At 62.2% G+C, this 23,062-nt stretch carries 23 protein-coding genes; 15 read left to right on the plus strand and 8 right to left on the minus strand.

The window, feature by feature from the left end:
* Positions 1 to 40: 40 nt before the first annotated feature.
* Complete coding sequence (locus DFR46_RS09860; RefSeq protein ID WP_116236291.1) at positions 41 to 868, minus strand: DUF2306 domain-containing protein; 828 nt, start codon at positions 866 to 868, stop codon at positions 41 to 43.
* Between the two features lie 131 nt (positions 869 to 999).
* On the opposite strand from DFR46_RS09860, the gene DFR46_RS09865 reads away from it, so the two are divergent.
* From DFR46_RS09865 to DFR46_RS09895, 7 genes are all read left to right on the plus strand, one after another.
* Positions 1,000 to 2,019: an AraC family transcriptional regulator gene (locus tag DFR46_RS09865; protein WP_116236292.1), complete on the plus strand. Its 1,020-nt coding sequence runs from the start codon at positions 1,000 to 1,002 to the stop codon at positions 2,017 to 2,019.
* A gap of 72 nt (positions 2,020 to 2,091) precedes the next feature.
* A complete protein-coding gene (gene hisB / locus DFR46_RS09870) occupies positions 2,092 to 2,682 on the plus strand; it encodes an imidazoleglycerol-phosphate dehydratase HisB (RefSeq protein ID WP_116236293.1) in 591 nt (196 codons plus the stop codon).
* Complete coding sequence (gene hisH / locus DFR46_RS09875) at positions 2,682 to 3,302, plus strand: imidazole glycerol phosphate synthase subunit HisH (protein WP_116236294.1); 621 nt, start codon at positions 2,682 to 2,684, stop codon at positions 3,300 to 3,302. The genes hisB and hisH overlap by 1 nt, the downstream gene beginning before the upstream one ends.
* 157 nt (positions 3,303 to 3,459) lie before the next feature.
* Positions 3,460 to 4,191 (plus strand): 1-(5-phosphoribosyl)-5-[(5-phosphoribosylamino)methylideneamino]imidazole-4-carboxamide isomerase, encoded by a 732-nt coding sequence (hisA, locus tag DFR46_RS09880; RefSeq protein ID WP_116237268.1) that lies wholly within the window; start codon positions 3,460 to 3,462, stop codon positions 4,189 to 4,191.
* A gap of 124 nt (positions 4,192 to 4,315) precedes the next feature.
* On the plus strand, positions 4,316 to 5,092 hold the full coding sequence (gene hisF, locus DFR46_RS09885) for an imidazole glycerol phosphate synthase subunit HisF (RefSeq protein ID WP_116236295.1): 777 nt from the start codon (positions 4,316 to 4,318) through the stop codon (positions 5,090 to 5,092).
* A 123-nt stretch (positions 5,093 to 5,215) separates the two neighbouring features.
* On the plus strand, positions 5,216 to 5,407 hold the full coding sequence (locus tag DFR46_RS09890) for a hypothetical protein (protein ID WP_116236296.1): 192 nt from the start codon (positions 5,216 to 5,218) through the stop codon (positions 5,405 to 5,407).
* Positions 5,408 to 5,438: 31 nt separating this feature from the next.
* Positions 5,439 to 5,756: a phosphoribosyl-ATP diphosphatase gene (locus DFR46_RS09895; protein WP_116237269.1), complete on the plus strand. Its 318-nt coding sequence runs from the start codon at positions 5,439 to 5,441 to the stop codon at positions 5,754 to 5,756.
* Positions 5,757 to 5,766: 10 nt separating this feature from the next.
* Here DFR46_RS09895 and DFR46_RS09900 read toward each other — a convergent pair whose 3' ends face one another.
* From DFR46_RS09900 to nhaA, 3 genes are all read right to left on the minus strand, one after another.
* On the minus strand, positions 5,767 to 6,525 hold the full coding sequence (locus DFR46_RS09900; RefSeq protein WP_116236297.1) for a head GIN domain-containing protein: 759 nt from the start codon (positions 6,523 to 6,525) through the stop codon (positions 5,767 to 5,769).
* A 97-nt stretch (positions 6,526 to 6,622) separates the two neighbouring features.
* Positions 6,623 to 7,345: a head GIN domain-containing protein gene (locus DFR46_RS09905; protein ID WP_162843458.1), complete on the minus strand. Its 723-nt coding sequence runs from the start codon at positions 7,343 to 7,345 to the stop codon at positions 6,623 to 6,625.
* A 59-nt stretch (positions 7,346 to 7,404) separates the two neighbouring features.
* Positions 7,405 to 8,712 carry a Na+/H+ antiporter NhaA gene (gene nhaA / locus DFR46_RS09910; RefSeq protein ID WP_116236299.1) on the minus strand — a complete coding sequence of 436 codons (1,308 nt, stop codon included), beginning with the start codon at positions 8,710 to 8,712 and terminating at the stop codon, positions 7,405 to 7,407.
* Positions 8,713 to 8,871: 159 nt separating this feature from the next.
* On the opposite strand from nhaA, the gene DFR46_RS09915 reads away from it, so the two are divergent.
* From DFR46_RS09915 to DFR46_RS09935, 5 genes are all read left to right on the plus strand, one after another.
* Positions 8,872 to 10,266 (plus strand): glycosyl transferase family protein, encoded by a 1,395-nt coding sequence (locus DFR46_RS09915; RefSeq protein WP_116236300.1) that lies wholly within the window; start codon positions 8,872 to 8,874, stop codon positions 10,264 to 10,266.
* Entirely contained in the window at positions 10,263 to 11,351 is a 1,089-nt protein-coding gene (locus tag DFR46_RS09920) for a hypothetical protein (RefSeq protein WP_116236301.1), read from the plus strand. Before DFR46_RS09915 ends, DFR46_RS09920 begins: the two co-directional genes overlap by 4 nt.
* Before the next feature lie 69 nt (positions 11,352 to 11,420).
* Positions 11,421 to 12,335 (plus strand): sulfite exporter TauE/SafE family protein, encoded by a 915-nt coding sequence (locus tag DFR46_RS09925; protein WP_116236302.1) that lies wholly within the window; start codon positions 11,421 to 11,423, stop codon positions 12,333 to 12,335.
* Entirely contained in the window at positions 12,332 to 13,093 is a 762-nt protein-coding gene (locus tag DFR46_RS09930; RefSeq protein WP_116236303.1) for a TIGR02186 family protein, read from the plus strand. Before DFR46_RS09925 ends, DFR46_RS09930 begins: the two co-directional genes overlap by 4 nt.
* A gap of 89 nt (positions 13,094 to 13,182) precedes the next feature.
* Positions 13,183 to 14,865: an ATP-binding protein gene (locus tag DFR46_RS09935; RefSeq protein WP_116237270.1), complete on the plus strand. Its 1,683-nt coding sequence runs from the start codon at positions 13,183 to 13,185 to the stop codon at positions 14,863 to 14,865.
* Between the two features lie 258 nt (positions 14,866 to 15,123).
* Here the strand turns inward: DFR46_RS09935 and DFR46_RS09940 are convergent, their stop codons facing one another.
* A complete protein-coding gene (locus DFR46_RS09940) occupies positions 15,124 to 16,692 on the minus strand; it encodes a M23 family metallopeptidase (RefSeq protein WP_245953799.1) in 1,569 nt (522 codons plus the stop codon).
* A gap of 215 nt (positions 16,693 to 16,907) precedes the next feature.
* On the opposite strand from DFR46_RS09940, the gene DFR46_RS09945 reads away from it, so the two are divergent.
* Genes DFR46_RS09945 through fdxA form a run of 3 tightly spaced genes read left to right on the plus strand, consistent with a single transcriptional unit; the run spans position 16,908 to position 20,120 of the window.
* Positions 16,908 to 19,445: a helicase-related protein gene (locus DFR46_RS09945; protein WP_116237271.1), complete on the plus strand. Its 2,538-nt coding sequence runs from the start codon at positions 16,908 to 16,910 to the stop codon at positions 19,443 to 19,445.
* A complete protein-coding gene (locus tag DFR46_RS09950) occupies positions 19,438 to 19,722 on the plus strand; it encodes a S4 domain-containing protein (protein ID WP_162843459.1) in 285 nt (94 codons plus the stop codon). Before DFR46_RS09945 ends, DFR46_RS09950 begins: the two co-directional genes overlap by 8 nt.
* Positions 19,723 to 19,781: 59 nt before the next feature.
* Complete coding sequence (gene fdxA, locus DFR46_RS09955) at positions 19,782 to 20,120, plus strand: ferredoxin FdxA (RefSeq protein ID WP_116236305.1); 339 nt, start codon at positions 19,782 to 19,784, stop codon at positions 20,118 to 20,120.
* A gap of 45 nt (positions 20,121 to 20,165) precedes the next feature.
* Here fdxA and DFR46_RS09960 read toward each other — a convergent pair whose 3' ends face one another.
* The 3 genes from DFR46_RS09960 to DFR46_RS09970 form a co-directional block, all read right to left on the minus strand.
* On the minus strand, positions 20,166 to 20,831 hold the full coding sequence (locus tag DFR46_RS09960) for a hypothetical protein (protein WP_116236306.1): 666 nt from the start codon (positions 20,829 to 20,831) through the stop codon (positions 20,166 to 20,168).
* A gap of 31 nt (positions 20,832 to 20,862) precedes the next feature.
* Positions 20,863 to 22,284: a radical SAM/SPASM domain-containing protein gene (locus DFR46_RS09965; RefSeq protein WP_162843460.1), complete on the minus strand. Its 1,422-nt coding sequence runs from the start codon at positions 22,282 to 22,284 to the stop codon at positions 20,863 to 20,865.
* Positions 22,285 to 22,373: 89 nt separating this feature from the next.
* Positions 22,374 to 22,556, minus strand: a complete 183-nt coding sequence (locus tag DFR46_RS09970) for a hypothetical protein (protein WP_116236308.1) — start codon at positions 22,554 to 22,556, stop codon at positions 22,374 to 22,376.
* Positions 22,557 to 23,062: the final 506 nt, after the last annotated feature.

A 23,062-nucleotide genomic window follows, 5' to 3' on the forward strand; every position in this document is an offset into this window, starting at 1 on the left:
TCTCACCCAAATGGCCGCCCCGACAGCGCGAATGCAAATATCAGATCCGCGGAAGCCACATGCCCATTGTCGCGGCAAATATGCCGATCACCATGCCGAAGGTCGCGATCCCGATCAGTCCCGCTGCCGCGAATTTGCCGGCCGAACTGGAGCCATCCTTGGCGCGCAGATAGATTTCGAGGATGGCGAGCGGAACGAGCATCTGGCCAAAGAACAGGAAGGTGAGAAACGGTCCGGTAAAAGTTTCGGTATCGATGCCGATGCCTCCGGTCGTCATGAACCAGAACATCAGGCCAATCCGGTAAAACCAGACTGCGCTGACGACCATGAACAGTCTGAGCGCCCAGCGGCGATGCTTGTCGATTTTGCGCGCAATCGCATGGCGCAGCGCGATGACCGCAAACAGGATGATCAGCAGCCCGTCCAGACTGATGGCGATGTGCGCTACGCTTCCGCCGATCACGCCCCGCGTCCAGACAAGGAAAAGGCCGGCAATGCTGGTGAGAACCGCCATCGCCACATAGGTCCGCCCCAGATAGCGGTGAAAGGCGGGAAAGCGCGCGCGAATCTGCGGTATCAGCTGAAGCGGCCCACCACCGATGATGACGATAGCGATGAGGAGATGGAACCCTAATGCCAGATTCCCCATCAGGTCGCCGGGAACATATCCGGCCGGGAGATGGGTTTCATCCAGTCCCGCCAATCCCTTGCCGAACAGCAACGGGCCGTAAAAGGCCGTGACATAGAAAACGAAAATCCATTGGCCGATGGCGGTCACAACAAACCAAGCCGCAGCCGCTATCGACAAGATACGCACTGATCCATGAAGATTGGCCGCGCGCGCGGAGACCGAACCTGCTATTTCCATTGACTTGCTTTCCAGTCTGATATTCACCGTGTTACCGTATTAAGGCGATATTCAAGCAGAGCCCATGACCGCATCGTTCAAAAACATGATCCGCGCCATCAACAGCCAGGACGGGCTATGTGAGACCGCGCATGTCTGAACCGACCGTTTCCGCGGCTTATGCCAGGGCGCTATTCGACCTTGCGGTCGAAAAGGGCGCGGATCGCAATATGTTGACGGCTCGGACCGGGGTTCGTCCGAGAGATTTTGATGACCCGCATCGGCGTATTGCCTTCGACACGTTCAAAATGCTGATGCGCGAGGGTCAATCGCTGTGCGGCGAACCTGCGTTGGCGCTTTATTTCGGGGCTCAGATTGCGTTCGATCAATTGTCGCTGGTCGGATTGATCAGCCGGGCGGCTCCGACGATGGAAGACGCGTTCCGGGAAATGAACCGCTATGGCCGCCTGATCATCGAAGTCGAGGGGATCGGGGCGGAAGACCGGTTCCAGATCGTCCGCCGCGACGGCCGGACTTGGATCGACGATATCCGTATGTATCCAAACAGCTTTCCCGAACTGACCGAATCGACCCTCGGCCGATTCATCTGCGGCGTGAACCGTTACTTTCCCGACCGCCATTATTACCGATCCGCACAGGTGACGCATGCGAGACCCGAATATGCACCCCTCTATGACGAGTTGCTGGGCATTCCAGTCGAATTTGGATGTACGCACAACGCGATGGAAATCGATCCTTCGTTGCTCGAATTGAAGCTGAATCCGAAAAAGAACTATGTTTTCGGCATGCTCAGCGAACAGGCCGCGAAGCTTTTGGCGGAACTGGAAACGATGAAGACCTTGCGCGCCGAAATCGAACGCCATCTCATGCCGATCCTCCACACCGGCACGCTGGGATTGGAGGATGTGTCAAGCGAGATGGGCATGAGCCGGCAGCAGCTATACCGCGCGCTTCGTGCCGAGGGTGTCCGGTTCAAGGAAATAGTCGACGATCTACGGCACCGGCTGGCGCTCGAATATCTCAAGGGTGGCAAGGTCAGCATCAACGAAACCGCCTATCTCGTCGGCTTTTCCGACCCCAGCGCATTTTCGCGCGCCTTCAAGCGCTGGACCGGGGAAAGCCCCGGACAATTCGCCGCAACGGCAGGATAGCCACGGAAGCCGGATCGGCTAAGCGAGACATGACCGATTGCCTGAACGCTCGTTTCAGCTATATCGCCCGCCATGAGGACGGCAAAAATCGCTCGCAAGACCGGGGAAACCGATATCGCCGTCGAGATCAATCTCGACGGGACCGGCACCTATGACATCTCCACCGGGATCGGCTTTCTCGACCATATGATCGAACAGCTCTCCCGCCATTCGCTGATCGACGTGTCGCTCACGGTCGAAGGCGACCTCCATGTCGACCAGCATCACACGACCGAGGACAGCGCGATCGCGCTGGGCGAGGCGGTGGCCGAGGCGCTGGGCGACAAGGCCGGGATCCGTCGATACGGATCGGCTTATTCGCCGATGGACGAAACACTGAGCCGCGTCGCGCTCGATATTTCGGGGCGGCCTTTTCTCGTCTGGAATTCCGGTTTTACTCAGGAGCGGCTCGGCGAGATGGACACCGAACTGATCCAGCACTGGTTTCACAGCTTTGCGGGCTCTGCCGGCATAACGCTCCATATCGAAACCCTTTACGGCGACAATAACCACCATATTTGCGAGAGCGTTTTCAAGGGACTGGCCCGCGCGCTGCGCGATGCGGTGGAGATCGATCCGCGCAAAGAGGGCGCGATCCCCTCGACCAAGGGTACGCTCGGCTGATGAGTGAGCGCATTGCGCTGATCGACTATGGCGCGGGGAACCTCCGTTCGGTGCATAATGCGCTGATGGCAGCGGGTGCCCAAGCCGTCGATGTTGCCGCGAACGCCAGCGATGTAGCTGCCGCAGACCGGATCGTGCTGCCCGGCGTTGGCGCTTTCGGGGCCTGTATGCAGGCACTCAGCGCGCTTCCCGGTATGGTGGATGCCCTTCATGACGCGGCAGTCGAGAAGAAGCGCCCCTTTCTGGGCATTTGCGTCGGTATGCAGCTGATGGCCGAGCGCGGCGAGGAGCATGGTACGCATGACGGGCTTGGCTGGATTGCGGGCACGGTGAAACCAATGGCCAGCGTCGATCCCCAGCTCAAAATCCCGCATATGGGCTGGAATGATGTGACGCCGCACGGCGCGCCGCCGCTGATCGAGCGCGGCGAGGCCTATTTCCTGCACGGTTATCATGTCGCGCTGGCCGACCCGGCAGACTCCTATGCGATCACCGATCATGGCGGCCCGGTGACGGCAGCCATTGGCCGCGACACGATGATCGGCGTACAGTTTCATCCGGAGAAATCACAGGGCTATGGCCTTGATTTTCTGTCCCGTTTCCTGGCGTGGCGACCATGACGTTATATTGTCAGACTCGACCTGACGATCGAGCGCGGTACCAGCCCGCCCCCCCTCCCGACCTCCCACGAGTGTACCCTGAATGGGAGGCCGGGAGGGGGAGCGGGCGGGTGCCACGATTTTCTGCGAAGAAAATTCTGACAACAAGGATTTCTCCATGAGCCTTATCGTTTTCCCCGCAATCGACCTCAAGGGCGGACAGGTCGTTCGCCTTGCAGAGGGCGATATGGACCGGGCCACCATTTATGGCGACGACCCGGCCCATCAGGCCGAGCTGTTTGCCGAGGCCGGTGCCGAGCATGTCCATGTTGTCGATCTGGACGGCGCCTTTGCCGGCAAAGCGAAAAACGCGGCCGCGGTGGAATCCATTGTCGCGCGCTTCCCCGGCTATGTGCAGTTGGGCGGCGGCATCCGAACGCGCGCCGATGTCGAGCGCTGGTTCGATCTTGGCGTGGCGCGCATCGTGATCGGCACGGCGGCCCTTAAAGACCCGGATTTCGTCAGGGATGTGGCCCGCGAATATGAAGGCGGCATCGTTGTCGCTGTGGACGCTAAAGGCGGCTTTGTCGCAACTGAAGGCTGGGCCGAAACTTCCGAAGTCAGCGTGATCGACATGGCGCGCCGGTTCGAGGATGCGGGCGTCGCCTCCCTGCTGTTCACCGATGTCGGGCGCGATGGCCTACTCAAGGGCTGCAATATCGAAGCCACGGTCGATCTTGCGCGCGCTACGGATATTCCGGTCATCGCCTCGGGCGGCGTCAAGGGCATTGCCGATATCCACGCGCTCAACATCCATGCCGAAACCGGCATCGAAGGCGTGATCACGGGGCGGGCGCTGTATGATGGCACGCTGGATCTGGCGACCGCGCTGGCGCTGGCGGCCAAGTGAAGTTGGGAACTCCTCGCTCCGTTTGGGCTGAGCTTGTCGAAGCCCTGTCCTGCCTTTTCTCCCGTTCAAGAGAAGGTCAACCCTTCGACAAGCTCAGGATGAGCGGGATTGCGCGACGTTACTCATGACCGTCCGCAAGCGCATCATACCGTGCCTCGACGTCGCCAATGGCCGCGTCGTCAAAGGCGTCAATTTCGTCGATCTTGCCGATGCCGGCGATCCGGTCGAACAGGCGCGCGTCTACGATGCGGCGGAAGCGGACGAGCTGTGCTTTCTCGATATCACCGCCAGCCATGAAGAGCGCGACACGCTGCTCCATATCGTCGAGCGCACGGCGGCGGTCTGCTTCATGCCGCTGACCGTGGGCGGCGGGGTACGCACGCCGGACGATGCAAGAAGACTGCTCCTTGCCGGGGCAGACAAGATCGCCGTCAACAGCGCGGCCGTCGCGCGGCCCGAACTCATTGGTGAGATGGCAGAACGCTTTGGCAGCCAGTGCGTGGTCGGCTCGATCGACGCCCGGGCGGACGGCAAGGGCGGTTGGGAGATTTTTACCCATGGCGGGCGGCGCGGAACGGGGGTCGATGCGATCGCGCATGCGCAGCGGCTCGCTTCGCTCGGCGCCGGAGAATTGCTCGTCACTTCGATGGACCGGGACGGAACCAAGGACGGATATGACCTCGCTCTCACCCGGACCATTGCCGACAGCGTGTCCGTGCCGGTGATCGCGTCAGGCGGCGTGGGCACGCTCGATCATCTGGTTGCAGGGATCAGTGAAGGCCATGCCGATGCGGTACTCGCCGCCTCGATCTTCCATTTCGGCGCATACAGCATCGCGGATGCGCGCGCAGCGCTCGCCGCCGCCCATATCCCCGTCCGCAGGCGGGAATCCGTCGGGTAACTTTACACTAACCATATTCTTCAGGCGGCAGTTAACCATCGGAGCGCTGGTCGGAGCTTATTGCCCTGAAATTGGCCGAATTCTTGCGTTGTAGGCGGAAAGTTCACACTTTTCGGAGCGCGCATGCCTTTCGCCCGCCTTATTGCCGCATTTCTGGCCGCCATCGCGATTGGCGCAACGCCGGCCATGGCGAGCGCGGTAAGCGTGGATGCGCCGGGCGATGTCATGCTGTTCGGGCTGGGGGTGGTCGGGCTGCTTGTCGGGCGGCAGGTCAGCAAGCGCCGGAAAAAGAACGGGTCTGACAAGCCCGGTTGACGCGGCGCGCCTGCCCGCGCAGATGACGGCAATGGCCAAGATACTCACCCGCCTGGAAACGACCATCCATGCCCGCAAGGGCGGCGATGCGGGATCTTCCTATGTCGCGAAACTGATGGGAAAAGGCCGGGAAAAGGTCGCCCAGAAATTCGGCGAGGAAGCGGTCGAGACGATCGTCGCGGCGCTGACGGAGGACGATGCCGCGCTGGTTGGCGAGGCCGCCGACACACTCTTCCACCTGCTTGTCCTGCTGGCCGAACGCGATGTCCGGCTTGCCGACGTGCTGGCCGAGCTGGACCGGCGCGAAGGCGTGTCCGGGCTGGACGAAAAAGCGGCGCGCAAATCCTGACGCAAAAGCCCTAGCTGCAACGCAGCGCGCCCGATCCGATCGCGCTTGACCGGCATTGCGCCCCGCCGCGCACCGTTACGTCGCCCGACCCGATAAAGGAGGCTTCGACGTTTTCGGTTACATAGGCTTCGACGTCGCCTGAACCCGCGATACTGACATCAAGGGTCCGGGCGCGGAATTCTCCGGCCGCCACATCACCGGAGCCGGCAATATCCAGTTCGATGCTGTCCGCCGTCCCGGCAACGCTGAGATCACCAGAGCCGGCGATTTCAAATGCGGCGCGATCGGTTTGAAGAGACTGGATCGCTATATTGCCCGAGCCGGCAATAGAGGCTTCGAAACCCTGCGAAGCGAACTGGCCGACATCCATGTCACCGGATCCAGCCAAGGAAACACCGTTTAGGCCGGGCATCACGATCGAGATGGTGGCCGGCCTGTGATCGGGACGCCTCCAGCGGCGCCTGTCGTGATCGTCGCGATAACCGATCCGCAAAGTACCGTTCTCGACCGTCAGTTCCAGCTCGTTGAGTATCTCTGCATGGCCCTCGGCGCGGATGGAGAAAACAGCACCTTGCCTGATTTCAACGGTATCGGGCGTCGCCAATGAGACCCGGGCGAAGCCGGACAGATCATAGTCCCGGCGCGTTTCCGTGGCGGCCACGCGCCTTTCGGCCTGATCGTCACCGGGCGCGGCCCGGCTTTCCTGTGCTGCACTGTTCGTGCACCCGATCAGCGCGGCAACGCCCAATCCATAAGCTATAACTCGCATGCCAACCTCCCTGTTCGCAGGGACGATCAGTACGGCATAACCCCAATTACGACAAGTGCCGTTTATCGATTGCCTGATGGCGTTGGTCGGATTGCCACTAGCTGCAGCGCATTTCGCCGGAGCCGATCGAGTTCGACCGGCAATCGGCGCCGCCGCTCACACGAACATCCCCGGACCCGATCAGGCTGCCGCTTACAGTCTCGGTTGCGAAAATCTCGACACTGCCGGACCCGGCGATATCGACATCGGCGCGTTCGACCCGAAGTTCCGCGGCTTCGACATCGCCCGATCCGGCGATCCCGATTTCCAGATCGGCAACGGTACCGGCCACGGTCATGTCGCCCGAACCGGCAATATCGAATTCGGCCCGCGCCGCCTCGAGTGCGGCGATCGCCATGCTGCCCGACCCCGCGATCGAGGCTTCGAAATCATCCGACGCCGCACGGGCAATCTGCATGTCTCCCGAACCGGCAAGCGACGCGCCGTTCAGAACCGGCATGGTGATATGCACCGTGGCCACGCCCTCGTTTATCGTAATTCCATGACTGCTTTCGCGTCCGATCCGCAGCTTTCCATTGCGAATTTCGAACTCGACCCTGGCCACGACATCGTCATCCCCTTCGACCCGGATGTCGAATTCGTCGCCCAGGGCGATCACGACATTGTCGGGCCCTCGCAGCGATACAGAATCGAATTCCTCCAGGGTCAGTTCGGCAAGCGACTGTCCGTTGGACAGACCCGAGTCCCTGCCACCCATCTCAACCAGCGGCCCGCATGCCGCCAGTGCCAATGCCGAAAGCGATACCAAAAGCGCGCGCATCTTCATTCTCCTGACTGTATTGTTTACTTAATACAGCAATGCAGCACGGCTGACAAGTCCTAGCCCTTAGCGTCCGGTTTTGCGGGCACCGCTTCGGAGACATTGCGGATATCGCCATCGCGGTCGATCTCGCCGGCTTCGTCCGCTTCGATCTCCGCATGATGCACATGGAGAGGCGCAAATCGCAGCACGAGGAAGCCCACCACACCTGAAAAAGCGGATCCGAGCAGGACACCGATTTTCGCTTCCTCGATCAGCAGCGCGTTACCTGGAAAAGCGAGGCCGCCGATAAACAGGCTCATGGTGAAACCGATACCGCACAGCATGGCCGTCCCGTAGATCTGCAGCCAGGTGGCCCCGCGCAGCTTGCCGGCAATGCCGAATTTTACCGCAAGCCAGACGCTACCGAAAATTCCGACCTGCTTGCCTGCGAACAGGCCCAGCGCGATGCCGAGCGGCAGCGGGGCAAGAATATGTTCGACGCCCATGCCCGAAAGGTTCACGCCCGCATTGGCGAAGCCGAAAATGGGCACGATGAAAAAGGCGCTCCAGGGGGTTATCGCATGTTCCATCTTGTGGAGCGGGCTATCCACGGCATCGGGCGCGCCCGGCGTCTTGGTGATGGGTATCAGCATCGCCGCGAGCACCCCGGCAATTGTCGCGTGGACGCCGGACAGCAGCACACAATACCAGAGCAGGATCGCCAGCAGGATATAGGGCAGCAGGCGCTTAACCCCGGTGGCATTCAGATAATACATGACGCCGAGGACGATCGCCGCGGCGAAGAGCCAGATCGTGGCCAGCGATGGCGTATACACCAGCGCGATAATCGCAACGGCGCCCATATCGTCGACGATCGCAACGGTCACGAGAAACAGCTTGAGCGATGTCGGCGCACGCTTGCCGAGCAGCGCCAGCACGCCAATCGCAAAGGCGATATCGGTCGCCGCGGGGATCGCCCAGCCATTGGCCAGTTCCGGATAGTCCCACGTGAAAAAGAGGAAGATGATGGCGGGCACCGCCATGCCGGCAGCAGCAGCGATAATCGGCAAGCGGCGCTTTTCCCAACTCGACAGGCGGCCGTCGACAAATTCGCGCTTGATCTCGAGCCCGACGAGAAAGAAGAATATCGCCATCAGCCCGTCATTGATCCACAAATGGAGCGACATAGGCCCCAGTTTGCTTGTCAGTTCAGGGCTGAAAATCGGCCCCATATTGTCATGCAGGATATGGTGATAGGCATCGTACAAACTGCTGTTGGCGACCGCCATCGCCAATATCGCCGCCACCATAAGAACGATGCCGCCAGCGGCCTCGCTTTTCAGAAAAGTGCGCAACGCAGATCGGACACCCAAACGTTCAGCCATATTCACTCCCTCTTTGGCGCCTTGCTCTAATGGGTAATGGGGGCGATGAAAACCGTCATGAGTCGCTGCTGAGCCCCTTTTGCCTAACATCTTCCGTAGATTGGCTTTTCATCGTATAGACACGGATAACGCTCATGGGGGTACGAGCACGGGGGGAGCATGCAGGGGGGCGGACTGCTATTGGAGCTTGCCGGACTCGCTTTTCGCGAGCTGGCCCTGTTCGCCGCCTTCGGATTTCTGCTCGGGGCGATCGACACGCTTGCGGTCGACTTTTTGTGGTTCTGGCGAACCATCCGGCGCCGGGCGGCCCGCCGCGACGGGAAACGGCAGTACCTCGCCGACCTGCCACCGGCCAAGCGCCCCGGCGGTCATGCGGTATTCATCCCGGCATGGGACGAGGCTTCCGTTATCGGGCCAATGCTGGAAAACACAGCCCGGCGCTTTGTGGCGCAGGATTGCGTGCTCTTCGTTGGCTGCTACCCGAACGACCCGGATACGATCGCCGAAATCGAAGCCGTCGCAAGCCAGGTTTCCACTATCCGGACGGTCGTGTGTCCCAACCCCGGCCCGACAACCAAGGCCGATTGCCTCAACGCCCTTTGGGCAGAGCTGGAACGCGAAGAATGGCGCACAGGCCGGCGCTTCAAATCAGTAATCCTTCATGATGCCGAGGACGTCGTGCACCGGGCCGAGATCCCCTTGTTCGACAGGCTCATCGACCATCACGATCTCGTTCAGATTCCCGTGATCGCTTTACCGGATGCGCATTCGCCCTGGATCGCCGGCCATTATTGCGACGAGTTTGCCGAAGCGCATGGCAAGGATCTGGTGGTTCGCGACAGTCTTGGCGCGGGCGTACCTTCGGCCGGTGTGGGCTGCGCGATTTCCCGACAGGCGCTCAGCAGGCTGGCGCATGAGCGCGGCGGTCGTCCGTTCGATGCCGACAGCCTGACCGAAGATTATGAGCTTGGCCTGTCGCTGGCCGAGAATGGCGGGTGCGGAACCTTCATGCGCTGTTACGACAAGCGAACGAATGCGTTGATCGCCGTCCATGCCCATTTCCCCGGGACGCTGAGCGAGGCCGTAAGGCAAAAAACGCGCTGGATCGCCGGGATCGCCCTCCATGGATGGGACAGGCTCGGCTGGCATGCGGGTATTGCAGACCTCTGGATGCGCGCCCGCGACCGCAGCGCCATCCTGGCCTCGATGATATTGCTGGCCGCCTATCTTGCAGCCATTCTGGGATTCGGACTGCTGATCGCAACCGCCACGACGCCATACGCCCTGCCCGAGATGCCACCCGTCCTCACCTATATCCTCATCGCCAATTTCTGGCTCTTGCTGTGGCGACTGGCCGTCCGCGCAAGTTTCACCGGCTATTGCTACGGCTGGCGCGAAGGATTGCGGGCCATACCGCGCGCCCTTGTCTCGAACATCATTGCAATGATGGCCGCCCGGCGGGCCATGACCCGCTATATCTTCGCCCGGCGCGACGAACCCCCGATATGGGATAAAACGCAGCACACCTTCCCGGATACCGCCGCCCTGCAATGATCCGCTTCACCCCGCCTGTCCGCTTTGTCGCCTCCGTCCTGACACTCTGGATCGGCTTGCGGATAATATTCTGGACCCCCGCCGATATTCCGCAAAGGCTCCTCCAGATGCCCAATCCTTTCCTGCCGGGCCTGCCTGCCCTTCCGGCGTTCGGCGCACTGAGCCCGGATGAGGCGGGCGGCGCACCCGGCGCACGCGAGCCGCACCAGACGACAGCGCCGGGCGCGCGCCATGCGCAGCCGCCGACGCTCTATCCGAAGCGCGTGTTTGCCGTAGCGCGCCAACCCCGGGGTGAACGCTGCGGTGCCAGGTGTACGCGCATGCTGCTCGCTGCGAATATACCGCCGCTCAGCCAGGCCATGCTGATGCGTTTTGCCCGGCGCCGGTCCGGCATCCCGCCCGGCAGTCGGCTGGCGACGCAGGCAAATCCGGCCTTGCCCCCCGCATTCAGCCTTTCGGCATGGGCGCAATGGCGTTCGGGCGACGGGATCGGTGCGCTGGCCGATGACGGGGAATTGGGCGGCAGCCAGGCGGGAATTGCCGCCCGCTACCGGGTCTGGCGCGGCGCCGGTGCAGAGGCGGCGCTGGCCGCGCGCCTGTCCCGCCCGATCGACCATGGGAACGGAGCGGAAGCGGCCATCGGCATTGCGCTGCGCCCGGCCGAACGGATACCCGTCGAGCTGATAGCCGAACGGCGGATCGGACTGGACGATGGCGGGCGCGATGCCTGGTCCCTGGGCATTGCAGGCGGCGTCTACCGACAACCCCTGCCGTTGGGCTTCGAACTGGACGGCTATGCCCAGGCCGGGATTGTCGGCGCCCGGCGTCGCGATTTTTACGGCGATGCCGCGCTGGTCGTCTCGCGGCCCGTGCCGCTTTCGGAGCGCAGCACGCTCTCGATTGGCGGCGGCGTCTGGGCGGGCGCGCAGCCCGGCGCCTCGCGCGTCGACATCGGCCCCGAAGCCAGTGTCCGTCTTCCGGCCGGCGATGGCGGCATCCGGCTTTCGCTGAGCTGGCGCGAGCGCGTCGCCGGGTTCGCCGCCCCCGGCTCGGGACCGGTGCTGGCACTCGGTGCCGATTTCTAGAATGAATCCGTTCATCCGCGCAGACTCTACCTTCCGCTTCCCCGCCAAAATCGGTAGGCCGGGCACAGCATGGATATTTACCTTCCTATCGCTGAAATCTCCGTCAACGCCCTCGTCATCATCCTGCTTGGCGGCGTTGTCGGGATATTGTCCGGCATGTTCGGCGTCGGCGGGGGATTCCTGACCACGCCGCTGCTGATCTTTTCCGGTATTTCCCCCGCAGTGGCTGTCGCCTCCGCCACGACGCAGATCACCGGGGCCAGCGTTTCGGGCGTCGCCGCGCACGCCCAGCGCAAGGGCGTCGATTTTCGCATGGGCGGCGTATTGATCGCGGGCGGCATAGTCGGAACGATCGCCGGCGGCTTCCTCTTCCTGCAATTGCAGCAGGCCGGGCAGGTGGATGTCGTGGTCGCCATTCTCTATATCATCCTGCTTTCCGGGATCGGCGCGCTAATGGTCCGTGAATCCTGGACGGTGATCCAGGCGCGGCGCACCGGCATCCCCATCAAACCGCCCGTTCGCCGCCATCATCCCGTGGTCGCCGCCCTGCCCCTGCGTTGGCGGTTTTACGGATCGGGGCTCTACATCTCGCCGCTTGCACCGTTCGGTGTCGGCTTTCTTGTCGGCACCCTGACGGTGATGCTGGGCATTGGCGGCGGGTTCGTCCTTGTTCCCGCCATGATCTATCTGCTCGGCATGTCGACCCGGGTGGTCGTCGGCACATCCCTGTTCCAGATCCTGTTCGTCGCGGCGGCCACCACCATGGTCCACGCCCTGACCACGCAGGCGGTCGATATCGTTCTCGCCATATTGTTGCTGCTCGGCAGCGTGACCGGCGCGCAGATCGGCGCGCGGCTTTCCACGCGCATCAACGCCGAATGGCTGCGGCTATTCCTGGCAGCATTGTGCATTCTGGTCGCGGTTCGCATGGGCCTGGGCCTGGGTTGGCGGCCCGATGAAATCTACTCGATCCAGATCACATGAACAGGCTGGGCATCCTCCTTTTTCTGGCGCTCGTGCCGATGCTGATGGGACAGGCCCGGCCCCGGCTCGTCCCCGCAGTCGATCAGGAGCAGATCGAGATCATCTACAGCTTCACCGGTGCCGAGCTGATGGTCTATGGCGCGATTCTGTATCCGAACGGGCGCGTGCCAGACGAGCCTGTCGATATTGTGGTCGTCCTCAAAGGCCCGGAACAATCGATCCTCGTCCGCGAGAAGCAGCAGCGCATGGGTATCTGGATGAATGTCGCCCAGGCGCGCTTTCGTTCGGCGCCGGCCTTTTATGCGCTGGCCAGCGCACGCCCGATTGACGAGATTGTCGATGAGCGGACGGCCGCCATCTACGAGCTGGGGATAGACAGCCTGCAATTGTCGCCGGCCAGCGCCAATCCGCCCGAAGAGGCACAGCGCTTCGACGAGGGCCTTGTCGACCTGAGGGGGCGCGGCGGCCTGTATGTCGAGCAGCTGGACGCGGTCGAGGTTACCGAGGGCGTGTTGTACAATGCGCGGATCGACATTCCCGCCCGTGTGCCAGTCGGCGAATATACCGCAGAAACTTTCCTGATCCAGAATGGCCGAGTGCTGGCCGGCGAAGTCCGGGATATCCGGATCACCAAATCGGGATTCGAGCGGTTCGTTGCCACAGCGGCGGCCGAACACGGCTTTCTCTACGGCCTTGCTGCCGTTCTCGTCTCGCTGCTCCTCGGGTGGCTCGCGGGCATCCTTTTTCGGCGAATTTGAGCCATTTCGTTATAGTAAGCGAAAAATTTACCCCTGTACTGCTAGGCTTTCCGCTGTTGGAAGAACACAGGATTGAGCAGGGCATAAATATGGAAGATATCGGCGCCTTTCGGCCAGTAGCTGACGACCAGACACCGATTGCAACGGCCGAACCGGACGGAGATTCGTCGCAGCAGGGCATCGTTATCGGCCGGGTGACGGAGATTGCGGGATCCGGTTCGCGTATCGCGGTCGACGCCGAAACACTCAACGCCGTCCGTTCGGAACCCGATCCGACGCTGGCCATGGCCGGCCAGGTCGGCAGCCAGGTGAAGATCAGGGTCGGCGATACATGGCTCGTCGCCAACATCCGCACGCTTGCCGCCGACACCCATGATGCCAGTTCGGTCGACGCCTATATCGATTTTCTCGGCGAAGGCATGGTCGTGGAAGGATCAAGCAGGGTGAAAGGTTTTCGCCGCGGCGTAACGCGCTTTCCCATACCCGGCATGCCCGTATTGGCCGTGTCCGATGCCGATATGCGCCAGATGTTTGCAACCGAAAGCCGGCCGCATATCGAAATCGGCAACGTCTATCCGACCAAGGACATTCGCGGCGCCCTCTATATAGACGCCATGCTCGGCAAGCATTTCGCCGTGCTCGGATCGACCGGTACCGGCAAATCGACAAGCGTCGCACTAATCCTGCACCGGATCTGCGAACTGGCGCCCGAAAGCCATATCGTGATGATCGATCCGCACGGCGAGTATAGCGCGGCCTTCAAGAATACCGGCGAAATTCTGGATGTGAACAATATCGCGCTCCCCTATTGGCTGATGAATTTCGAGGAACATTGCGAAGTCCTGATCACCACATCGGGGGCGGACAAGCAGCGTGACCGGGACATTCTGGCAAAATGCCTGCTGGCAGCGCGCAACAAGAGTCGCCTTGCCCAGGATATTCCGCAAATGACCGTGGACAGCCCGATCCCTTATCTGTTGTCCGACCTGCTCGCCCTGATCACAACCGAGATGGGCCATCTCGATACCGCCAATGACACCGCGCCCTATATGCGGCTGAAGAGCAAGATCGAGGAGCTGAAGGCCGATCCGCGCTACACCTTCATGTTCTCCGGCATGCTGGTTGCCGACACCATGTCGGAATTCATTAGCCGAGTGTTCCGCCTTCCGGGCAATGGCCGGCCGATATCGATCGTCGATGTATCGGGCGTTCCTTCGGACATTACGTCAGTGGTTGTCGCCGTTCTCTCGCGGATGGTGTTCGACTATGCGATCTGGTCGCGCAACGAAGCGCAGCGGCCGATCCTGCTGGTTTGCGAAGAAGCGCATCGCTACATTCCGGCCAACAAGGCCAATGTCGACTCCTCGGTCGGCAACATTCTGAGCCGGATTGCCAAGGAAGGCCGTAAATACGGCGTATCGCTCGGGCTTATCACGCAGCGTCCGTCCGATCTGGCGGAAGGTGTGCTTTCCCAGTGCGGCACGATTATCGCCATGCGGCTCAACAACGATCGCGATCAGGCGCATGTCCGCGCCGCAATGCCAGAAGGCGCACGCGGGTTTCTCGACGTGATCCCGGCCCTGCGCAACCGCGAGTGCATTGTCTGCGGCGAGGGCGTATCGGTGCCGATCCGCATCGCTTTCGACAATCTGGAAGAGGAAAAGCGGCCCGCTTCGGGCGATCCCGTCTTCTCCGATCTCTGGACGCAAGTCGGCGACGAGCCCGGCATCGTGGCCCGGACGATCACACGCTGGCGCAACCAGGGGCGTTAGGCTCTCGTATATGTCAGAATTTCGCTCGCGGGAAATCGCCGCACCGGCCCACTTCCCCACCCGGCCTCCCACTCAGTATATTCTATGGGAGGCCGGGTGGGGGAGTGGGCGAAGATGGCAAAGGCTCCGGCGGCGCGAAGCGTCGTTGGATGCCATCGGAGGGCGGTGCGGCGCTCAACCGATAGGGTGAGTCTGACAAAGTAAATCCGGCGCTCCGCCTAAGACACAGCCAAAATCCGGCAATTCCAAAATTCTAACCTAGCTGCGCGGCGGTGCGGACCGGCTGCTGCTTGCGACGACTTCACTGTCTTCGCGATCCTCGCGGCGGGCCAGCGCGGCTCCCGGTTCGACTTCCAGCAGATTGGCAAGCGTGGCGCGGAAACGCTGGAGCTCACCACCTGTTAATTGCGCCTGCCGCGTAAAGCTGACCGAGCGCGGATCGACCTTGGTGCCGTTGCGGATCAGCTCATAGTGCAGGTGCGGACCTGTCGACATGCCGGTCGAGCCGACATAGCCGATAATCTGCCCCTGGCTGACGCGCGACCCGTTGGAGGCGACGATCCGGCTCATATGCGCATAGGCCGTCTGGATACCGCCGCCATGGTTGATCCGGACATAATTGCCGTAACCGCGATTGCGGCCCGAATAATTGACCGTTCCCGACTGGGCGGCGCGAATCGGCGTACCGCGCACGGCGGCAATGTCGAGCCCGGTATGGAGGCGGCGATAGCCAAGAATGGGATGGCGGCGATAACCGAAACCCGATGTCAGCCTGCCATTGATCGGCATCAGCATCTGCCCGGTCTGCTGGCCTTCGCCCGATGCCTCGAACCATTGATCGTCCCCGCCTACCGACCAGCGCAGCAGCTGCGTCTCGCGATCTCCGCGCTCGATACCGGCAAAGATCAGCCGGCCGGTCTCGGTTTCGCCGGTTTCGGCCCGGCGATGGTCGACGATGATGTCAAAGATCGCATCGGCGCCGATGTCGCGATTGACCGACATGCGCGTGCCGATCGCCCGCAGATATTCCTGGATCGCCGCAGGCGGCGCACCAGCGGCGCGTGCCGATCGGTACAGGCTTGAACCGACCCGGCCCCGGATACGCAGCGGTGTATCGTCGACCGCGATCTGGATCTGGTTGAGACGCAGCGCACCATCGACGCGTGCAACCTCGACCTTCAGATCGAAACGGGCGCGAAAAGCTATTGCGTCAACCGGCCGCGGCACCGTGCGGTTCGGTCGGCGGCCGAGAACAATGTCCATAACCGTGCCTGGCCGGATATCCTCCATCGGCACGGCGTCCGATATCATTCCTTCAAGCTCCGCAGCCTCGCCAGGGGCTACGCCGGCGCGCTGCAATACGCTGCGCAGCCCATCGCCGCGGCCAAGGGTTGCGGACATTTCGATACGCGGACGTTCGGGTGTGCCGGCAAGCGGCTCCACGGCGTCGGTCGCGGCCATCCGGCGGCCGGTATCCCCACCCAGCGCCAGCGGTGTTATCGCCTGGGCGCGAGCTTCGTCCCATTGCCCGGCCTCGAGCGGCTGGATCATGGTCGGGATGGCTTCGACGCTTGGTGCCATTAGGAAGGTCGTACCGCACAGCACCGCGCAGGTCAGCGCGCCGCGCCACCACAGCTTGCTGCCAACCTGGGCGCCAAGATCGACAACGAGATCGATATCCCGCCAGCCGCCGCCGGGCTGGGTCGATCGCATCGCTTCACCGAAAATCGGAGTTCTTCCGGGTTTTCCATCGGAAACGGCTGAATCGATGGAGAGAGCGGCTGTACCGCTGCCCTGTGACCCTTCGAATTCGTTGCGCTGATACAAGAGCGACCCCGTTTGAAACTGTTTCTGGCCCGGGCGCATCGGGCGCAAATCCGGGTATGAGCGTTGTGGTTAAAAAGTGTTAAAGTCAAATTAAGGTGGGACAGGGTGAATCGTCGATGCGGCGAGCCGTGACTCGGCGGCGACAAGCCGAATCCTGTTGCTTTTTGGGGGCCATATGCCTTGCGCCTGCATCCATCATCCCCGATCATGCAGCCATGAGTGATTTCGCCCGCGCACCGCTCGCCGCCGTGCTTGGCCCGACCAATACCGGCAAGACCCATCTCGCCGCTGAGCGGATGATGGGCCATGCTAGCGGAATGATCGGCTTTCCGCTGCGCCTGCTGGCCCGCGAAGTCTATGACCGGGTGGTTGCGGCAAAGGGCGCGGAAAGCGTCGCGCTGATTACCGGCGAGGAAAAAATCCTGCCCGAAAAAGCGCGCTGGCTGCTGTGCACGGCGGAATCGATGCCACGCGACCGCGATGTGGCTTTTGTCGCACTCGACGAGGCGCAGCTGGCGGCAGACCCTGAACGCGGCCATGTCTTTACCGACCGCCTGCTCCATATGCGCGGCCGCGAGGAGACCATGATCCTGGGGTCGGACAGCCTGAGGCCGATGCTCTCCGCGCTGACGCCCGAGGCCGATATCATCTCGCGTCCGCGCTTTTCGACGCTTTCCTATGCCGGACCGAGGAAACTCTCCCGCCTCCCCCCGCGCTCGGCGATCGTCGCGTTCAGCGCCGAGGAGGTTTATGCCGTTGCGGAAATGCTCAGGCGGCTGCGGGGCGGGGCGGCGGTCGTGATGGGCGCGCTTTCCCCGCGCACCCGCAATGCGCAGGTCGCGATGTTCCAGGCCGGCGAGGTCGATTATCTCGTGGCGACCGATGCGATCGGCATGGGCCTCAATATGGATGTCCACCATGTCGCCTTCGCCTCGCTGAGAAAATTTGACGGCCGCCGTCGCCGCCGCCTCCATATTCACGAAATGGCGCAGATCGCCGGGCGCGCAGGCCGGCACCAGCGCGACGGGACATTCGGCACGCTGGGGCTGGAGGGAGAGAGCCATACCGCCTTCACCGATGAGGAAGTTGCGCGCATCGAGGCGCATGATTTCCCGCCTCTGCGCCAGCTCTACTGGCGCGAGGGCGACCCGCGCTTCGAGACGCTCGATACGCTGATCGCCGACCTTGAGGCCAAGCCGCAGGATGCGGTGCTGCAGGCCGCGCCCGAAGCGACCGATCTCGCTGTCCTCAGAAAGCTGGCCGAGGAGGGCTGGGTACGAGAGCGCACGGTCCAGCCGGCGCTTGTCGAGCGGCTCTGGTCGGCCTGCGGCCTGCCCGATTTTCGCAAGACCGGTGTCGACGGCCATGCCCGGCTCGTCGGCCGCTTGTTCCGGCATCTCTCCGAAGGCGAGGGCCATATTCCCGGCGCGGCTTTCGCCCAGGAGGTCAGTGTGCTCGAGAATCTGGCGGGCGATGTGGAAACGCTGGCTGGCCGGCTCGCAGCGATCCGCATCTGGGCCTATGTCGCACACCGCGCAGACTGGCTCGCCGACCCGGCCAGGGGAATTGCGCGGACCCAGCAGATCGAGCAGCGCCTGTCCGACGCGCTGCATGACAGCCTGACCCAGCGTTTCGTGGACCGCCGGACGACCATCCTGATGCGCGATCTCGGCGCGAGCGACGAAGACGCGCTGCCTGTGCATGTCGATACCGAGGGCATCGTGACCGTCGACGACGAACCGATCGGCCGGGTATCGGGCTTTCGCTTTCACGTCGATGCCGGCACCAACCATGCCGACACGAAGCGCCTCCTGGCCGCGGCCGAACGGCGTCTGGGCGGAGAATGGGCTGCCCGCACGGCAGCACTGGCGGCCGATGACGACGATGCCTTCGCGCTTGTCGCCGCACCGGGCGAGACCGCCACCCTGGCCTGGCATGGCGAAACCGTGGCGCGGCTGACCCCCGGCAGGATGTTGCTGAGGCCCGAGATCGCGCTGGACGCTTCGCTTGGCACCCTGACCGCCACTCAGCAGGGGCGGATCGCGGACCGGCTGCTCGGCTGGCTCGAGCGGACCCTTGCCCATATACTCGGGCCGCTCCGCAAGATGGAGGCCGTGCTCGAAGCCCCCGGCACGGCACCCGCCATTCGCGCCCTGCTGGCACCGCTCACAGATGCGGGCGGCATTCTCCCGCGCAAGGCGGCGCTGGAACCGCTCGGCGCGCTCGACAAGGAGCAACGGTACCGTATCGGCCGGATCGGACTGATCATTGGCGCGCTCGACATATTCCATCCCAAGCTCCTCAAGCCCGAAGCGATGCGCTGGCGCGCGGCGCTGGCCGCCGTGCTGAATAACCAAAAGATGCCCGAGCTGCCCCCAGCGGGTGCGACGCTCGTACCGGAGCCCAAAGGCAGGACGCTTGCAGCCTGGCGTTCCGCCGGGTTTCGCGGCTTTGCCGGGCAGATGCTGCGGGTCGACATGGCCGAACGGATCGCCCGGGCCGCACATGATGCCCGCGACGGCAAGAAGCCCTTCGTGCCCGATCCGGCACTCTCGACATCGCTGGGTCTCAGCGATGCGGCGCTCACCCGGCTGATGCAGGCGCTGGGCTTCCAGTCTATCCGCAAGACAGTCGGCGACAGCCCCGCCCAATGGGTGTGGCGCGGCCGGCGCGCACCGAAGAAAAGGACGCGCAAACCGGTTCCCGGCAACGCTTTCGCCAAACTCGCCGAACTCGATCTGGGCCATGGCTGAGGACGGGCTGAGGATCGACAAATTTCTGTGGTTCTCCCGCCTTGCCCGGACCCGCGCCCTGGCCCGCAAGATCGCCCAGAAAGGCCATATCCGCTGTGCGGGCCGGCGGATCGACAGGGCCCATGCCATGGTGCGCACCGGCGACGTGCTGAGCGTGCCGATGCCCGGCGGTGTGCGGGTTATCCGCATCGATACACTGCCCGAACGACGGGTATCTCCGAAGCTGGTAGCTGAGGTTTATCGGACCGTGGAAAGCCTTGATGACAGAAAGCGTTGACGGCAGCGTCAACAAGTGGCTAGCAGCGTCATGCGCACCAGCGAGGGAGAGCCGCGCCAATGACCTATGTCGTCACCGATGCCTGTATCAAATGCAAATATATGGATTGCGTGGAAGTCTGTCCCGTGGACTGCTTCTATGAAGGCGACAATATGCTCGTCATCCACCCGGCCGAATGCATCGATTGCGGCGTGTGTGAGCCTGAATGCCCGGCCGAAGCCATCCTCCCGGACACGGAGCCGAACCAGGAAAAATGGCTCGAGCTGAATACCAAATTTGCCGAGGAATGGCCCAATATCACGCAGAGCCGCGAAGCCCCCGAAGACGCGGACGAGCATAAGGGCGAAGAAGGCAAATATGAGAAATATTTCTCACCGGAACCCGGCCAGGGCGATTGATCGCCTGGAGGAATTCCGGCCTGAGACACAGGCTGGCAACCGGCTTTAGTAGATATCGCGCAATTTCTGGTTGCTCGCGATAATCTCTTCGAGCGCTGTTCCGCCTGCCGCCTCGGCGAGTCCCGTGAAATCGATCCTGACGGCCCTGAACCGGGCATATTGCAGCTTGCTCGCTTCCAGCGCCGTTTCATAGGCGAGCTCGAACAGCGTCTTGCCCTGATTCGGTCCACTATCGACGATCTTGCTGCCTTCGGCCGATTTGGGGCTGTCCTTGTTGAGCTGACTATGGGTCGGCGCATTCGGCCCGCACAGCTTGGGCGAGCCGATCCACCAGGTGCCGCTGACAATGGCCTCGGGCAGGCTGGCGAGCGTCTGATCCCATACCGGGACCGGCGACTGGCCCTGATGCAGCTCGATCCAGTTGGAATGGGCGTAGAAATCCTGCGTCGTATGGAGCAGCGCGCCGAACGCACCGAGCGCGCTATCGGCATATTTGTCGCCGACCGTGTCGATCACCGCCCATTCGGCGGCCAGATGGTCGATCCCGCCCGGAAAGTCGCAATTGTCGAAATGGACCTTGCTCTGAGTCTGTAGCAGATCCTGCGCAATATTGGCGGCCACGACATAGGCAAGCTGCGTCGTATCGAGCACGCCGTCATTCGCCTCGGAGGTAAGCTCGCTGTGATAGCCGATATCGAACTGGACGCTCATCGCGCTCTCCTTTCGCCATTGCGGCGCTCTGCTAATCGAAAAAGGGGCCGCCGCAATGCGGGTCCTTGGCCAGATATTTGCCGGTCGCGTTATAGGCATCGACAAAACAGGAGGTGCGGCACTGATAGAGCTTGCTGCATTTGGCGCAGTCCGGGTCGATCAGGTCGGGCTGGACAGTGCGCTCGCGCAGATCGGCAAAGGCTTCACCGTTCCAGATCGCCTCAAGCCCCCGGTCGAAGACATTGCCATAGGTGAAATCCTTCACCCCGTGCATCTTGTCGCACACCGATACATCGCCGGTCGGGAAAATCGACATGCCCATATTGATCCCACCGCACGGATACCAGTCACCGTCCTTCCAGACTTTTTCGGCATCCTTCGGCGGATGGATATCACACGTGCCCGCATAGAGTTCGCGCTTCGCCTGGACCCGGTCGCGAACAATACGCAACTCGTCCATCGATACATTGTCGGCGGCGTTGGCGCCGGACTCGATCGCCCCGCCTTCCATGAAGGAAATGCCGATCTCATGGACGCCCATCGTTACCAGCATGTCGATCATCGGCTCGACCGAATGCTGCGTCCTGGGCGTCAGCACGCTTTTTATCACCACGCGAAGCCCGGCATCGACCAGATAGCGGACAGCGTTGAGCACTTTCGGGAACTGGCCTTTTGACCGGGTAATCTCGTCATGCAGTTCGGCCGAAGGCGCATCGAAGCTGATCGTGATTTCCTCCATGCCGGCCGCCGCGAGACGCTGAGCGATCTCCGGATCGCTGCCGATCACCGTTCCGTTCGAGGTCATGGTCGGGATCATGCCGCGTTTCAGCCCGGCCTCGATCAGTTCGAGCCAGCCCTTGAAGATCGTCGGTTCGCCGCCCGTCAGCCCGAGAAACACCACGCCCCAGTCGGCCGCTTCCTCGACCAGTTCGCGGCACTTGCCGAGATCCCAGCGATTGTCGCCGGTCTGGAGCAGATCCTGATAGCAATAGGAGCAGTTGAAATTGCACTTGAAGGTGAGAGTCACATTGATGCCTGCCGGCACCGGCCATTTGCCATAGGCCGCGCCGTCAATCTTGCCCTTGTCGCCCGGAAAGAGGAAGTCCTGCGGACTGAACCGGACAGCCTCTCCGGGTTCACCGCCAAAATCCAGGAACATGCGGTGCTGGTCGAGCAGGCGGCTCGCCTGATAATCCGCATCGTCCGCGTCCAGGCCAAAGGTCTCGCCGTAAAGATAGGCGATTTCGGCCGGCCGGAAGGTGCCATTGCACAGGGCCAGGAAAAAGGCGTGGGACGGGTCGATCATCCGGATCAGAGACGGATGATAGCCATGGGCCAGCGCATAGCCGTTCATCGGCTTCAGCCGCACATCGGATTTCAGTGCGGGGATAAAATCATTCTGCTCGATGCCCATGGTCCATGCCTCCTGAACGCTTGCCGTCGGGGCACGCATTGGGATCGGCAGTTCCCCGCACGCGACCTGACAATGGCTGATGATTGGGCCGGCGGCGCACCGGCTGGCGCGCGCCGGACCGTTATGTTCTAGAGCGGTTGCACCTGGATACAGGTGGACAGCACGTTCCAGCAGCCGGATTCGCATCCGACGGCTTCCTCGCCGGTTTCAAGCCGGCTGGCGCGCGCTTCGGCGCGATCGGCTTCCGCACGCAATTGCTGTGCGAGGCCTTTGAGATAATCGGGTTGGTGAAGATGTCCTGCATTGGCCATTGGTCATTCTCCTTTTGGGTCAGACTGTCCTGTCAAAGCTCCGCCCTGCCGGCACACAGCCAGCATTTTCACGGAACCGGTCATTTCAAGCAAATCAACGCCTACTATACGCAACAATACATGTTTCAATGCAGTAATACCTGCATATTATAGTACGACTCGTCAGTGCCAATATTGTGGTTTCCGCCCCCAATCGAGTCAATCAACGGGCGGCCCGAACGGCGGGAAAGCTGATCCGTTTCCGATCATCTTGCGCTTGATGGCGCGGCAACGGCCCGGCACCCGGCGAGTCCCTGCGCCTCCGGGCGAAACGCCCGATCGACGTACACAGGCGCCCGGCCGCGCCATGCCGCAGCGCAACACTGGAAATTTTCTTACGAATGTGTTACATAATGTCGCGAAGCGGGAATAATTAGTTCCGCAAATGGTCTAACACACGGAAAAGGCTGATAAAATCGAAAATGCAGTGAGGGTCGGCAACGGTCTTCTGCACGATTCGCACGGCT

Origin of the sequence: Parasphingopyxis lamellibrachiae (assembly GCF_003385775.1) — a bacterium.
Classification (GTDB): Bacteria; Pseudomonadota; Alphaproteobacteria; order Sphingomonadales; family Sphingomonadaceae; genus Parasphingopyxis; species Parasphingopyxis lamellibrachiae.

Coding starts and splice junctions, on each gene's coding strand:
- DFR46_RS09860 (WP_116236291.1), bottom strand. CDS start 868: ATGGAAATAGCAGGTTCGGTCTCCGCGCGCGCGGCCAATCTTCATGGA.
- DFR46_RS09865 (WP_116236292.1), top strand. CDS start 1,000: ATGTCTGAACCGACCGTTTCCGCGGCTTATGCCAGGGCGCTATTCGAC.
- hisB (WP_116236293.1), top strand. CDS start 2,092: ATGAGGACGGCAAAAATCGCTCGCAAGACCGGGGAAACCGATATCGCC.
- hisH (WP_116236294.1), top strand. CDS start 2,682: ATGAGTGAGCGCATTGCGCTGATCGACTATGGCGCGGGGAACCTCCGT.
- hisA (WP_116237268.1), top strand. CDS start 3,460: ATGAGCCTTATCGTTTTCCCCGCAATCGACCTCAAGGGCGGACAGGTC.
- hisF (WP_116236295.1), top strand. CDS start 4,316: ATGACCGTCCGCAAGCGCATCATACCGTGCCTCGACGTCGCCAATGGC.
- DFR46_RS09890 (WP_116236296.1), top strand. CDS start 5,216: ATGCCTTTCGCCCGCCTTATTGCCGCATTTCTGGCCGCCATCGCGATT.
- DFR46_RS09895 (WP_116237269.1), top strand. CDS start 5,439: ATGGCCAAGATACTCACCCGCCTGGAAACGACCATCCATGCCCGCAAG.
- DFR46_RS09900 (WP_116236297.1), bottom strand. CDS start 6,525: ATGCGAGTTATAGCTTATGGATTGGGCGTTGCCGCGCTGATCGGGTGC.
- DFR46_RS09905 (WP_162843458.1), bottom strand. CDS start 7,345: ATGCGCGCGCTTTTGGTATCGCTTTCGGCATTGGCACTGGCGGCATGC.
- nhaA (WP_116236299.1), bottom strand. CDS start 8,712: ATGGCTGAACGTTTGGGTGTCCGATCTGCGTTGCGCACTTTTCTGAAA.
- DFR46_RS09915 (WP_116236300.1), top strand. CDS start 8,872: ATGCAGGGGGGCGGACTGCTATTGGAGCTTGCCGGACTCGCTTTTCGC.
- DFR46_RS09920 (WP_116236301.1), top strand. CDS start 10,263: ATGATCCGCTTCACCCCGCCTGTCCGCTTTGTCGCCTCCGTCCTGACA.
- DFR46_RS09925 (WP_116236302.1), top strand. CDS start 11,421: ATGGATATTTACCTTCCTATCGCTGAAATCTCCGTCAACGCCCTCGTC.
- DFR46_RS09930 (WP_116236303.1), top strand. CDS start 12,332: ATGAACAGGCTGGGCATCCTCCTTTTTCTGGCGCTCGTGCCGATGCTG.
- DFR46_RS09935 (WP_116237270.1), top strand. CDS start 13,183: ATGGAAGATATCGGCGCCTTTCGGCCAGTAGCTGACGACCAGACACCG.
- DFR46_RS09945 (WP_116237271.1), top strand. CDS start 16,908: ATGAGTGATTTCGCCCGCGCACCGCTCGCCGCCGTGCTTGGCCCGACC.
- DFR46_RS09950 (WP_162843459.1), top strand. CDS start 19,438: ATGGCTGAGGACGGGCTGAGGATCGACAAATTTCTGTGGTTCTCCCGC.
- fdxA (WP_116236305.1), top strand. CDS start 19,782: ATGACCTATGTCGTCACCGATGCCTGTATCAAATGCAAATATATGGAT.
- DFR46_RS09960 (WP_116236306.1), bottom strand. CDS start 20,831: ATGAGCGTCCAGTTCGATATCGGCTATCACAGCGAGCTTACCTCCGAG.
- DFR46_RS09965 (WP_162843460.1), bottom strand. CDS start 22,284: ATGCGTGCCCCGACGGCAAGCGTTCAGGAGGCATGGACCATGGGCATC.
- DFR46_RS09970 (WP_116236308.1), bottom strand. CDS start 22,556: ATGGCCAATGCAGGACATCTTCACCAACCCGATTATCTCAAAGGCCTC.